13 protein-coding genes are annotated in these 13490 nt (G+C 40.6%); 12 read left to right on the top strand and 1 reads right to left on the bottom strand.

Annotated elements, in window-relative coordinates; translation table 11 throughout:
- Window positions 1-20: 20 nt before the first annotated feature.
- From HMPREF2984_RS03910 to HMPREF2984_RS03875, 8 genes are all read left to right on the top strand, one after another.
- Entirely contained in the window at window positions 21-941 is a 921-nt protein-coding gene (locus HMPREF2984_RS03910) for an aspartate carbamoyltransferase catalytic subunit (RefSeq protein WP_049512886.1), read from the top strand.
- 41 nt (window positions 942-982) lie between these two features.
- Window positions 983-2071, top strand: coding sequence for a carbamoyl phosphate synthase small subunit (locus tag HMPREF2984_RS03905; RefSeq protein WP_003042289.1), 1089 nt, complete (start codon window positions 983-985; stop codon window positions 2069-2071).
- Between the two features lie 27 nt (window positions 2072-2098).
- Window positions 2099-5278, top strand: a complete 3180-nt coding sequence (carB, locus tag HMPREF2984_RS03900; RefSeq protein ID WP_070670554.1) for a carbamoyl-phosphate synthase large subunit — start codon at window positions 2099-2101, stop codon at window positions 5276-5278.
- A 261-nt stretch (window positions 5279-5539) separates the two neighbouring features.
- A complete protein-coding gene (locus HMPREF2984_RS03895; protein WP_003042885.1) occupies window positions 5540-6778 on the top strand; it encodes an MFS transporter in 1239 nt (412 codons plus the stop codon).
- A gap of 186 nt (window positions 6779-6964) precedes the next feature.
- Window positions 6965-7087, top strand: a complete 123-nt coding sequence (locus tag HMPREF2984_RS03890) for a helix-turn-helix domain-containing protein (protein ID WP_003042193.1) — start codon at window positions 6965-6967, stop codon at window positions 7085-7087.
- Window positions 7081-7761, top strand: coding sequence for a LysR family transcriptional regulator substrate-binding protein (locus tag HMPREF2984_RS03885; RefSeq protein WP_239466788.1), 681 nt, complete (start codon window positions 7081-7083; stop codon window positions 7759-7761). The genes HMPREF2984_RS03890 and HMPREF2984_RS03885 overlap by 7 nt, the downstream gene beginning before the upstream one ends.
- A gap of 94 nt (window positions 7762-7855) precedes the next feature.
- Window positions 7856-8599, top strand: a complete 744-nt coding sequence (locus HMPREF2984_RS03880) for a carboxymuconolactone decarboxylase family protein (protein ID WP_003042374.1) — start codon at window positions 7856-7858, stop codon at window positions 8597-8599.
- A 24-nt stretch (window positions 8600-8623) separates the two neighbouring features.
- Entirely contained in the window at window positions 8624-9064 is a 441-nt protein-coding gene (locus tag HMPREF2984_RS03875) for a cupin domain-containing protein (protein WP_003028006.1), read from the top strand.
- Between the two features lie 357 nt (window positions 9065-9421).
- On the opposite strand, the gene HMPREF2984_RS03870 is transcribed toward HMPREF2984_RS03875, so the two are convergent.
- Entirely contained in the window at window positions 9422-10330 is a 909-nt protein-coding gene (locus HMPREF2984_RS03870; protein ID WP_003028007.1) for a LysR family transcriptional regulator, read from the bottom strand.
- A gap of 192 nt (window positions 10331-10522) precedes the next feature.
- On the opposite strand from HMPREF2984_RS03870, the gene HMPREF2984_RS03865 reads away from it, so the two are divergent.
- The 4 genes from HMPREF2984_RS03865 to HMPREF2984_RS03850 all read left to right on the top strand — a co-directional run bounded on the left by HMPREF2984_RS03865 (window position 10523) and on the right by HMPREF2984_RS03850 (window position 13487).
- Window positions 10523-11329 carry a dihydroorotate dehydrogenase electron transfer subunit gene (locus HMPREF2984_RS03865; protein WP_037567328.1) on the top strand — a complete coding sequence of 269 codons (807 nt, stop codon included), beginning with the start codon at window positions 10523-10525 and terminating at the stop codon, window positions 11327-11329.
- Window positions 11330-11338: 9 nt separating this feature from the next.
- Complete coding sequence (locus HMPREF2984_RS03860; protein ID WP_070670551.1) at window positions 11339-12280, top strand: dihydroorotate dehydrogenase; 942 nt, start codon at window positions 11339-11341, stop codon at window positions 12278-12280.
- 192 nt (window positions 12281-12472) lie between these two features.
- Window positions 12473-13168: an orotidine-5'-phosphate decarboxylase gene (gene pyrF / locus HMPREF2984_RS03855; protein ID WP_003035645.1), complete on the top strand. Its 696-nt coding sequence runs from the start codon at window positions 12473-12475 to the stop codon at window positions 13166-13168.
- Window positions 13161-13487 carry an inorganic diphosphatase gene (locus HMPREF2984_RS03850; RefSeq protein WP_070670548.1) on the top strand — a complete coding sequence of 109 codons (327 nt, stop codon included), beginning with the start codon at window positions 13161-13163 and terminating at the stop codon, window positions 13485-13487. Before pyrF ends, HMPREF2984_RS03850 begins: the two co-directional genes overlap by 8 nt.
- Window positions 13488-13490 lie beyond the last annotated feature (3 nt).

Genomic DNA, 13490 nt, shown 5'->3' with positions numbered 1-13490 from the left:
AATAAAAGGAGAAATACACCATGTCATCTAATCAAATCGCTCTTAAAAATGTTGTCTCTATGGAAACTCTTACCAATGAGGAAGTCTTAAGTTTAATCAAACGTGGCATTGAATTTAAAAATGGAGCGAAAGCTCATTATGATGAACAACATATTATCGCTAATCTCTTCTTTGAGCCCTCTACGCGAACACATAAAGCCTTTGAAGTAGCGGAATTAAAACTAGGTTGTGACCTTTTGGATTTTGATTCAAAGACCAGCTCTATCAACAAAGGAGAGACCTTATATGATACGATTTTAACCATGTCAGCGCTCGGAGTGGATGTCTGTGTCATTCGTCATCCAGAAGTGGACTATTACAAGGAATTAGTTGAAAGTCCAACGATTACAACTTCAATTGTGAATGGTGGTGATGGCTCTGGACAACATCCGAGTCAAAGTTTGCTAGATTTGATGACCATTTATCAAGAGTTTGGGCATTTTGATGGCTTGAAGATTGCGATTGCAGGTGACTTAGATCATTCGCGTGTGGCGAAGTCAAATATGCAAATCTTGAAGCGTCTGGGTGCAGAACTTTATTTTGCAGGTCCAGAAGTATGGAGAAGTGAAGAATTTGCAGATTATGGGCAATTTGTCACACTTGATGAAGTCGTTGACCAAGTAGACGTCTTAATGCTTCTGCGCGTGCAGCACGAGCGCCATGATGATGATTCACTCTTTTCAAAAGAAAATTACCATAAAATGCATGGTCTAACACAGGAACGATATGATAAGCTGAAAGATACAGCCATCATCATGCATCCGGCCCCAGTAAATCGTGATGTGGAAATTGCAGACCACTTAGTGGAAGCTCCAAAATCTCGTATTGTAGAACAAATGACAAATGGTGTATTTGTTCGGATGGCAATTATCGAGTCTGTCCTAAATGGACGAAAAAAATAATAAGCATTAATACGTTGTTGCAATAACAAACGGAGGGGAAAATGGAAAAACGCTTGTTAATTCTGGAAGATGGAACAGTATTTGAAGGAGAGGCGTTCGGTGCTGATATGGATGTGACTGGAGAAATCGTCTTTAATACAGGTATGACCGGCTATCAAGAATCTATTACAGATCAGTCTTATAATGGACAAATCTTAACCTTTACTTATCCGTTAATCGGAAATTATGGAATTAACCGTGATGACTACGAATCGATCACTCCTACTTGTAAAGGAGTGGTCGTTTATGAGTGGGCACGCCGAGCGAGCAATTGGCGTAATCAGATGACTTTGGACGAGTTTTTAAAAGTCAAGAAAATTCCAGGAATTGCTGGTATTGATACACGGGCATTGACGAAAATCATTCGGCAGCATGGAACGATGAAAGCAACAATAGCCAATGTAGGCGACCAAATGGTGCATCTGCAAGATCAGTTGAAGGCGACCGTTTTGCCGACCGATAATATCAAACAAGTTTCAACAAAGACACCGTATCCAGCACCGGGTTCGGGTCCTAGTATTGTGTTAGTTGATTTTGGGTTGAAACATTCGATTCTTCGTGAATTAGCGGCACGCAATTGTAATGTGACAGTTGTTCCCTATGATACAAGTGCAGCAGATATTCTTCACCTTCACCCTGACGGTGTCATGTTATCCAACGGTCCAGGTAATCCAGATGATGTACCGCAAGTGCTAGACATGATTCGAGGGATTCAAGGTAAAATTCCTCTTTTTGGTATCTGCATGGGACATCAACTTTTTAGTAAGGCAAATGGAGCTCAGACTTATAAAATGAAATTCGGTCACCGTGGTTTTAATCATGCTGTCAGAGAGATTGCGACAGGGCGAATTGATTTTACCAGCCAAAATCATGGTTATGCTGTTAGTCGGGAAAATTTTCCGAGCGAGTTGCTGATTACACATGAGGAAATCAATGACAAGTCTATTGAGGGTGTGCGACATCGGTTTTTCCCTGCTTTTTCAGTGCAGTTTCATCCTGATGCTGCACCAGGACCACATGATGCCAGTTATCTCTTTGATGAGTTTATGGAAATGATTGATGCTTTTAAACAACAGCATAGTTCATTGTAATCAATGGATTAGGAATAGGAGAAAAACATGCCAAAACGTACAGATATTCAGAAAATTATGGTGATTGGCTCTGGTCCCATTGTCATTGGACAGGCTGCTGAGTTTGATTATGCAGGAACGCAGGCTTGCTTGTCTTTGAAAGAAGAAGGCTACACAGTCGTTTTAGTTAATTCCAATCCTGCAACGATTATGACAGACAAGGAAATTGTTGACAAGGTTTATATTGAACCAATCACGCTGGAATTTGTCACTAGAATCTTACGGAAAGAGCGACCAGATGCACTTCTGCCGACATTGGGTGGGCAAACAGGACTCAATATGGCAATGGAATTATCCAAAGAAGGTATCTTGGATGAGCTAGGTGTCGAACTTTTAGGAACTAAGCTGTCGGCTATTGACCAAGCTGAGGATCGTGATTTGTTTAAGCAGCTCATGGAAGAGCTGGAACAGCCTATTCCAGAATCTGAAATTGTAAATACAGTCGAAGAAGCGGTAGACTTTGCAGCGAAAATAGGCTACCCAGTCATTGTTCGCCCAGCCTTTACCTTAGGGGGAACTGGCGGCGGAATGTGTGCCAATGAGGAAGAATTGCGAGAGATTGCTGAAAATGGTCTGAAATTATCTCCGGTGACTCAGTGTTTGATTGAGCGCTCTATTGCTGGTTTCAAGGAAATTGAGTACGAAGTTATGCGCGATGCAGCCGACAATGCTTTGGTGGTCTGCAATATGGAAAACTTTGATCCAGTCGGTGTACACACAGGTGATTCCATTGTCTTTGCACCAACGCAAACTATTTCGGATTATGAAAATCAAATGTTGCGGGATGCTAGCTTGAAAATTATCCGTGCTCTAAAAATCGAAGGAGGCTGTAATGTGCAGTTGGCATTGGATCCACATAGCTTTAATTACTATGTCATTGAAGTCAATCCGCGCGTGTCTCGTTCATCTGCCTTAGCTTCTAAAGCAACGGGTTATCCTATTGCTAAATTGGCCGCAAAAATCGCCATTGGCTTGACACTAGATGAAGTTATTAATCCGGTCACAGGCACAACTTATGCCATGTTTGAACCGGCTCTGGATTATGTTGTAGCTAAAATTCCACGTTTTCCTTTTGATAAATTTGAACATGGAGAACGTCATCTGGGAACGCAGATGAAAGCTACCGGTGAGGTCATGGCTATTGGGCGTAATATCGAAGAAAGCTTGCTCAAAGCCTGTCGTTCTCTGGAAATTGGTGTTGATCATAATGAAATGCCAGAACTAAATCAAGTGGCAGATGATGATTTACTAGAAAAAGTCGTCAAAGCGCAAGATGATCGTCTTTTTTATATATCTGAAGCCATTCGCCGTGGCTATGATATTGAAGAAATTGCAAAGTTAACCAAGATTGATTTGTTCTTTCTGGATAAATTGCTTCACATTCATGAATTAGAGCAGGAGTTAATCACTCATGTCGGAGATGCAAATCTGCTTAGACAGGCTAAGCAAAACGGCTTTGCAGATACTAAATTAGCTCGGCTTTGGAAAATGACAGCAGAAGAAATACGTCAATTTCGTAAAGAAGAGCGGATTCTTCCAGTCTATAAAATGGTTGACACCTGTGCAGCTGAGTTTGAATCAAGCACGCCATATTTTTATTCTACTTATGCTTTTGAAAATGAATCAATCAAGTCAGAAAAAGAGTCTGTTCTAGTGTTGGGCTCTGGACCTATTCGAATTGGTCAAGGAGTAGAATTTGACTATGCTACTGTGCATTCTGTCAAGGCCATTCAAGCAGCTGGCTATGAAGCAATCATTATGAATAGTAATCCTGAAACGGTCTCAACAGATTTTTCGGTTTCTGACAAGCTTTACTTTGAACCCTTGACTTTTGAAGATGTCATGAATGTCATTGAACTGGAGCAGGCAAAGGGAGTCATCGTCCAATTTGGTGGACAAACCGCTATCAATCTAGCTGAGCCATTGTCAAAAGCTGGCGTGAAAATTTTAGGTACTCAGGTAGCTGACCTTGACCGTGCAGAAGACCGTGATTTGTTTGAACAGGCTCTTAAGGATTTGAATATTCCGCAGCCACCAGGTCAGACAGCGACGAATGAAGAAGAAGCGGTGGCAGCAGCCAGCAAGATTGGCTTCCCAGTCTTGGTGCGTCCTTCTTATGTTCTGGGCGGTCGTGCTATGGAGATTGTAGAGAACGAAGCAGACCTTCGCTCCTATATGCGGACTGCTGTCAAGGCTAGTCCCGATCATCCGGTGTTGGTAGACTCTTACATTGTTGGCAAGGAATGTGAGGTAGATGCCATTTCAGACGGACATCAGGTCTTAATTCCAGGGATTATGGAACATATTGAACGGGCTGGAGTTCACTCAGGTGATTCTATGGCTGTTTATCCTCCGCAAACCTTATCTGCTCAAGTTCAGCGGACTATCGCCGATTATACTAAGAAATTGGCTATCGGACTTCACTGTATCGGTATGATGAACATTCAGTTTGTCATCAAAGATGAGAAGGTTTATGTCATTGAGGTCAATCCTCGTGCTAGCCGGACGGTGCCATTCTTGTCTAAAGTGACGGATATCCCTATGGCACAGGTGGCAACTAGGCTAATTTTAGGTCAAACTTTAGCGGAGCTAGGGTATGAAGATGGTCTTTATCCAGAAAGTCAAAATGTACATGTTAAAGCACCGGTCTTTTCCTTCACCAAGTTGGCCAAGGTAGATAGCCTTCTTGGTCCTGAAATGAAATCGACAGGTGAGGTTATGGGAACAGATGCAACTCTTGAAAAAGCTTTATACAAGGCTTTTGAAGCCTCTGATCTACATCTTCCAAACTTTGGCAATGTTGTCTTTACGATTGCGGATGAAAATAAGGAAGAAGCCCTCGCATTAGCGAAGCGTTTTGCAGCGATTGGATATAGTATTTTAGCAACACAGGGCACAGCGAAATTCTTTAAAGAAAATGGTGTTTCGACACAATTGGTTGAAAAAATTGGTACAGCCGATAACAATGACATTCCTGCCTTTGTTCGCAAAGGCAAGGTTCAGGCGATTATCAATACAGTCGGAACGAAGCGAACGGCTGATAAGCACGGTCAGGCTATCCGTCAATCAGCCATTGAGCATGGAGTGCCGCTATTTACAGCACTTGATACAGCTGATGCCATGCTAAAGGTCTTAGAAAGTCGTAGCTTTATGACAGAAGCAATTTAGAGCAGTATTCTTTTTGTCATGATATTAAGTTCTTTTTTTAAAATCTCTTGACAAATCTTTCAATCTATTTTATACTTAATACAATTAAATACAACTTTAATCATGTCCCGTGAGGCATAAAAGTAATCGTTAAAATGGATTAGTGCGCTAATCTACTATTTTACTGTAAACTTTTGGCTCAGGACTTCCTGAGCTTTTTGATTTTTAGGCTGTATTCAATTAATAAATGTAGTCTGTGAGCTACGATTAAGGAGAATGTGCATGTCTTTAGACAAAAATAATAAGCGAGCATTAGTTGCTGCAATTATTGCATCAGGAACAGACGACTTAAATGTCATGTTCTTAGCTTTTTCGATGTCGTCTATCATTTCAGAATTGGGCGTTACAGGAGCCCAAGGGGGCTGGATTGCGACGATTACCAATTTAGGAATGTTGGTTGGAGGTTTGCTTTTTGGCATACTGGCTGATCGCTATCACAAGTTCAAAGTCTTTAAATGGACGATTGTTATCTTTTCATTGGCGACAGGGTTGATTTACTTTACACAAAATATTTATTATCTCTATCTCATGCGTTTTATTGCTGGGATAGGCGTTGGCGGCGAGTATGGAGTTGCCATTGCGATTATGGCAGGGATTGTCCCTGTTGGAAAAATGGGACGCATTTCCTCTCTGAACGGAATTGCAGGTCAGATTGGTTCTATCACTTCAGCGCTGTTAGCAGGTTGGCTGGCACCGGCACTTGGCTGGAAAGGCCTTTTCCTCTTTGGACTTGCCCCTATTGCTTTGGTTTTGTGGATGATGCTAGCGATTGACGATGATCATATTCGAGATAATGGCAATGTGAAATTAAAAGCAGAAGGCCGCCAGTCTGTTAAAATGAGTGAATTGTTTAAAACACCAGCTCTAACAGCTCAGACGGTAGCACTAATGGTCATGACGACAGTACAAATTGCTGGGTATTTTGGAATGATGAACTGGCTTCCAACCATTATCCAAACAAGCCTGCATATTTCTGTAAAAGATTCCTCACTTTGGATGGTCTCAACGATTTTGGGAATGTGTCTGGGAATGCTCACCTTCGGTCAAATCCTCGATAAATGGGGACCAAGATTTGTTTATTCAATCTTTCTTTTAGCTTCTTCTATGTGTGTTTACCTCTTCCAATTTGCCAATTCAATGCCAGCCATGATTGTCGGTGGTGCGATTGTCGGATTCTTTGTAAACGGTATGTTTGCTGGTTATGGCGCGATGATTACGAGATTGTATCCAGCTCACATTCGCTCCACAGCTAATAATGTCATCTTAAATGTCGGACGAGCAATTGGAGGCTTTTCATCTGTGATTATTGGGAAAATTTTAGATGTTTCAAGTGTCTCAATGGTTATGATTTTCCTAGCAAGTCTTTATTTGATTAGCTTTGCTGCCTTGTGGACGATTAGGAACTTAAAAGCAGAACGTTACACACAATTAGGAGAAGAATTAGTCGTAAAAGAAGCGTAATATACCAAGTTTTAATGAAAGTCTGTTCATTTGAATGACAGGCTTTTTGCATTTCATGATATAATGAAATCAGGCAAGTATAGGAGGAAATGGGATGAATTTTAAACAGCTGTCGTATTTTCAGGATATTGTTCGTACAGGAGTTTTACAGAAGCAGCAGAAGAAAATTTTATTTCGCAATCGGTCATGTCCCAACAGATGAAGTCGCTGGAAGAGGAGCTTGGTGTGATCCTTTTTGAACGCAAAAATCGCGGATTTCATTTAACGAGAGCTGAGAAATTTTTTATAAAAAAAGTCAACGGTTGCTAGAAGATTATAATGGCTTGGTAGCTGATACACAAGTTTTGACAGGAACACAGCCAGTTTCCATGCGGATAGGTCTATTGTGGGGAATGACAGAAAGCGTACTGCCCCAGATTTTAGCTGAATTCAAAGAGCGTTTTCCAAGTGTTCAGTTGGAAATCATGGTAGGAAGTCATGAAGAGATTTGCACGGCACTGCGCCAGCAAAAGTTGGATATGACCATTAGCGACCAACGAAAAGCATTTTCTGGCAATTATGCGAATATTTGCTTAACTTCTTTCCCGCTTTATATCAGAGTTGGACATACTCATCCTTTATCCCAATCAAAATCTGTTCAGATGAAAGACTTGCAGGTCTATCCAGCTTTGTTATTAGCTGTGAAAGGACAGGAAAAGATAGAATCTGATTATTATCGTGACAATCTTGGTTTTCAGTCGGAATTTAATTTTGCTTATTCTCCAGAAGAAGCAGCATTGCAACTCATGGTTTCTACTGCTTATTTTACTTTTGAAAAAATGACTACTAAGGCAACTTCAAACCTTTATTGCGAATATTGCGAATTTCCTCTTTTGCAGAATCAGCAACCGATAGAGCGAGACTATTTTCTTTTTTATCATTTGGAGCATGCTCATCCTTACACAGAAGATTTTTTAGAAATTGCTAAACGTTATTTCAGATAAGTTTTTCTTATCTGATTTTTCTTGTAATTCAAATTGATTTGTCAAAAGCAAAGCGGTACAATAAGAAATGTAAAGAAGAAAGCGAGGAAATGTCATGGATATTGATAATAAAGTCTCTTTTCCGGATTTGCTAGGCTTATCTGAAACGGATCCAGAATTTGTTGCACTCTTTAAACAATTCGCTTTTCAGGAAGTGCCGAAAGACCTCCCCTTCTCATTAGATGAAAGAAGATATTACCTAGCCACTTTAGCTGTTTTAGTTGGCAGTCAAGGGCTTGAAGCTTATAAAGAGATTCTTCCCGTTGCTTTGGATAATGGGGTGAAAGCCGTGGAAGTCAAAGAATTGTTATATCAAGCGATTGCTTATCTAGGTCTTAGTCGTGTTTATGCCTTTTTCGCACCGACGAATACGATTTTTACCAATCAAGGAATTTCTCTTCCTTTGGCTAGTCAAAAAAATACGAAAAATCAAACTCGCTTAGAAGCTGGAGAAGAAGCTCAGATTGCAATTTTTGGCGAGCAGATGAAAGGTTTTGCGACAAAGGGAGAGCCGGATGTACGCCATATTAACAAATGGTTGGTAGATAATTGTTTTGGTGATTATTATACTCGCTCTAGCCTTGATTATGCTGAGCGTGAATTGCTGACATTTTGCTATCTTTATTCTCAAGGAGGCTGTGAACCGCAGCTAAAAGGGCACATTGCAGCCAATCTTCGCTTAGGAAATGATAAAACGTTGTTAATTGCAGTCATCTCTGCTTGTATCCCTTATATCGGTTATCCGCGTACTCTAAATGCACTTAGTTGTATCAACGAAGTTGTAAATGCACAACAGTAAATTTATCACAAAGGAAGTAGAAAAATGAAATATCAAACAAAAGAAGCCTTTGATAAGGCAAATCATTTCGGACTTGGTGCATCAAATGATGCTTATGCTCAATACTTTATCGGTCAATCGTATTTAAATTCCCTCGGTGCAACAAAAGATGGTGTAATCGCCCTTCATAATGTCACTTTTGAGCCTGGCTGTCGAAATAATTGGCATATTCACCACGCTAGCAAGGGCGGTGGACAAATTCTGATTTGTACGGCTGGTGAAGGTTGGTATCAAGAAGAAGGTAAAGAAGCAGTCAGCTTATCTGAAGGTTCTGTAGTGATTATCCCTGCGAATGTAAAGCACTGGCACGGTGCGAAAAAAGATTCTTGGTTCAGCCATATAGCGTTTGGTGTTCCTGGGGAAGATTTGTCAAACGAATGGTGTGAAGCTGTTTCAGACGAGGAATATAATCAATTAAAAGATTAGAAGAAACAATCATCTCAAGAGCAAGTATTGCGGATTTGATTGTTTGTATCATAAAAGAACCGTCTTTATACAACTATGCTAGTCTAGGTATTTCAAAGTCAGGAACAGACGGCGACAGACCTATGTATTAAAGAAAACAGCACAAACCTATCGTAAGAAAGTTTATGCTGTTTTTAATTGCGTAATTTTATTCTATTTTAAATGATAGGATAACAGTTTCTCGCTACACATAAAAATGAAAATGCTAGAAAAAACTCCCAACGCGATACAATAAAGGTGTTCAAGCCTATTGTAAAGCGATGGGAGAAAATATAGCATAAAAATTTCGTTGTTTATCACACATAAGATGATTATGGTTTACTTATCAAATTGAACTTCTTCTAACAAGTATTCAATGAATTTATCACCCATTTTAGACAAGCTAGCTTTTTCATGTTTAATATAAACCAGCTCAATAGGGTCATCAATATCTAGCGGAATGGAAACAATATTGTCACCGTTGAGGTTGCTGTTGAGAATACCAGTTGCGATAGTGTAACCGTCAAGACCAATCAAAAGATTGAAAAGGGTTGCTCGGTCACTGACAACGATGGATTTTTTATGGTGTTCTTGGGATAGGATTTCTTCTGAAAAGTAGAAAGAGTTGTGAGTTCCTTGGTCATAGCTCAGATAAGGAAAATCTTCTAGATCAGCTAGTTGAACCAGTTTTTTCTTTGCTAGAGGATTGCTCTTGCTGACAAAGATATGGGGCTGTGCGGTAAAGAGATGAGTGGCAAGCAAGTGATTGTCATCTAGCATTTTGGAGAGGACATCGCGGTTATAGCTGTTGAGAAACAGAACACCAATTTCACTACGGAAATTTTTGACGTCATCAATGATTTCCCAAGTTCGGGTTTCCCGCAGGAAGAGCTCGTACTTTTCCATGTCACTCTTTTTGAGCAGAGATACGAAAGCATTGACTACAAAGGCGTAGTGTTGGGAGGAAACGCTGAAAAGTTCTCGGTTAGCAACGGGATTTTTATAACGTTCTTCCAGCAGCTGGGTTTGCTCCACCACCTGACGAGCATAGGAGAGGAATTCCATCCCGTCCTTGGTCAGGGTAATGCCCTTGGGGTTGCGGATGAAAATCTCAATGCCCATTTCATTTTCCAAATCGCGCACTGCATTGGACAGACTAGGTTGGGTAATAAAGAGTTGCTTGGCAGCCTCGTTCATGCTGCCAGTTTCGACGATTTTAATAATATAATGTAATTGCTGAATTCTCATGAATCTATTTTATCACATTAGCATTGACAAAACACTTGTTAAGTTGTAAAATATATTAAATTTAACCTTTAAGAAAGTCCAGCGAGGCTTCCAAGGTTTCAGGTGAAAGAAGAGTGAGAAAATCTGCTCTCCATTTTCGTGAAGCCTTGCGTGTATATGCAGGGTCTTTTTTAATAAAGAAATGAGGTAGAAATGGTAAATAGCTCGTGTAAGGCAAGATTTGGAAAAATCATGTTGGAGAAGATGAGCATTGTGCATCAAGAGGAAATTGCTCCGCGAATTTTTTCTATGGATTTACAAGGGCAAATGGTTAGCCAGATGAAGGCTGGTCAGTTTCTACATATTCGAGTCCCAGATGATACAAAGCTTCTACGGCGACCTATTTCAATTTCAGAGATTGATAAAGAGAGAAAAATTTGTCGGATTATTTACAGGATAGAAGGGGCAGGCACAGAAATTTTTTCTAAATTGCAGAAGGGTTTTCAGTTGGATGTCATGGGTCCTCAAGGAAATGGGTTTGATTTATCTGGTTTGGACATTGAAGATACAGCCTTAATCATAGGAGGCGGTATTGGTGTTCCGCCCTTGCTGCAGGTAGCAAAAGAATTACATAGCAAAGGGGTCAAGGTCACTTCAGTTCTTGGATTTGCAACAAAAGCCGCCGTTATTTTGGAAGAAGAGATGAAAAAATACGGTCGTGTCATCGTAACAACAGATGACGGCTCTTATGGTCGCAAAGGCTATGTTTCCTCTGTTGTGAATGAGTTGCCAGAAAGTTTTACTGCGGTTTATGCTTGCGGTGCCCCTGGTATGCTCAAATATGTTGATGAAACATTTCGTAGTCATCCACGAGCTTACATTTCTATGGAGTCACGAATGGCTTGTGGAATGGGGGCTTGCTATGCTTGCGTACTTCATGTGGCTGGTGAGGATCAATCAGTCAATAAGCGTGTCTGTGAAGACGGTCCAGTTTTTGAGACTGGCACAGTCTTGGTGTAGGAGGTGAACATGTCGAAAAATCGTTTAGCAGTTTCTCTTCCGGGATTGGAACTGAAAAATCCAATTATTCCAGCTTCGGGCTGTTTTGGTTTTGGTCAGGAATATGCCAAATATTATGACCTAGATGTGCTTGGCTCGATCATGATTAAAGCAAGCACGCAGAATCCTCGTTTTGGCAATCCGACACCGCGTGTGGCGGAAACACCAGCTGGTATGCTCAATGCTATTGGTTTGCAAAATCCTGGTGTAGATGTGGTGTTAGCAGAAAAGCTTCCTTGGCTGGCTCAACATTATCCTAATCTGCCGATTATTGCTAATGTTGCTGGATTTTCCAATGAAGAATATGCTTTTGTCGCAGGAAAAATTTCTCAAGCACCAAACGTCAAGGCGATTGAACTCAATATTTCCTGTCCCAATGTAGATCATGGCAATGGAGGATTATTGATTGGGCAGGTGCCAGATTTGGCTTACAATGCTACGAAAGCAGCAGTTGAAGCTTCTAGTGTGCCGGTATATGTCAAATTAACGCCAAGTGTAGCAGACATTACCGAAATTTCTAAAGCTGTAGAAGCTGCAGGAGCAACAGGATTTACCATGATTAACACCTTAGTTGGTATGCGATTTGATTTGAAAAGTAGAAAATCGATTCTCGCAAATGGAACGGGCGGTATGTCAGGTCCTGCTGTTTTTCCCGTTGCCTTGAAGCTAATTCGTCAGGTAGCCCAATCCAGCAGTTTGCCAATCATTGGTATGGGTGGAGTAGATTCAGCAGAAGCAGCCATTGAAATGTTTATTGCGGGAGCATCAGCTATTGGTGTTGGTACGGCAAATTTCACAGACCCTCATGCTTGTCCTAATATCATTGAGAACCTACCTAAAGTTATGGATAAGTATGGCATTGAAAGTTTGGAAAGTCTGCGAGCAGAAATCAAGGAAAATTTGCTTGCTTAATTGATATTTTACTTGACAAGAGATAAAGTAAATTATAAAATAATTGAAATAAAACCTTTAAAGAAGTCCAGAGAGGCTCCAAGGTACATACGGTTTAAAATGGCAATACAATGCTGATTTTCGTGTAACCTTGCTCTCAGGCAAGGTTTTTCTTTATGATTATTACCAGTAAAAATAAGGAGATTATCCCCCATGCGTGAAGAACGTCCTATTATTGCCCTTGATTTTCCGTCATTTGATGATGTCAAGGAGTTTTTGGAGCATTTTCCAGAAGACGAAAAGCTCTATGTCAAAATCGGTATGGAATTTTTCTATGCCATTGGTCCGGAAATTGTGCATTATCTGAAAGGTTTGGGACACAGCATTTTCCTAGATTTGAAATTGCACGACATTCCAAATACAGTTCGTTCAGCTATGTCAGTTTTGAGAACCTTTGGGATTGATATGGTGACGGTTCATGCGGCAGGTGGCGTGGAAATGATGCGAGAAGCCAAGAAGGTTTTAGGTGATCAGGCAAAGCTCGTAGCAGTGACCCAGCTGACTTCTACCAGTGAGGAAGATATGCGGGATTGCCAAAATATCCAAACAACTGTTTCAGAATCTGTTGTCAACTATGCCTGCAAAGCTAAGGAAGCTGGACTGGACGGAGTTGTTTGTTCGGCTCAGGAGGTTAAGCTGATTAAAGCCGCAACATCAGAAGATTTTCTGTGCGTCACTCCAGGTATTCGCCCAGCTGGTTCTGAAATCGGGGATCAAAAACGGGTTATGACGCCGCAAGAAGCTCATCAAATTGGTAGTGATTACATTGTGGTTGGGCGTCCAATCACACGAGCAACTGATCCAGTAGCTGCTTACCGAGCTATAAAGGCGGAATGGGTGAATGGTTAGAAAAATTTATCGAGCAATCATTGATAGACCCATCGGTTATCAAGATAGTTTTGGAAATCGTTATCCTATCAACTATGGTTATATTCCGGATTTATTTGCTGGAGACGGCGAAGAACAAGATGTTTATATCATTTCAGAAAAAATACGAGAACCTTTGAAATCTTTTGAAGGAGAATTGATTGCTGTTATTCACCGTCAAGATGATGTAGAGGATAAGTGGGTACTGACCTCTACAAATGAGAATATTACCATAGAAGATATTAAAGAAAAGACATATTTTTTGGAACAATATTTTGTTTCCACTATTGAATTATTGTAAAGG

The organism is Streptococcus sp. HMSC066E07, from assembly GCF_001814695.1.
Lineage (GTDB): Bacteria > Bacillota > Bacilli > Lactobacillales > Streptococcaceae > Streptococcus > Streptococcus hominis.
Note: the sequence above shows the minus strand (reverse complement) of the source record. Positions and strands in the feature narration are given on the sequence as shown.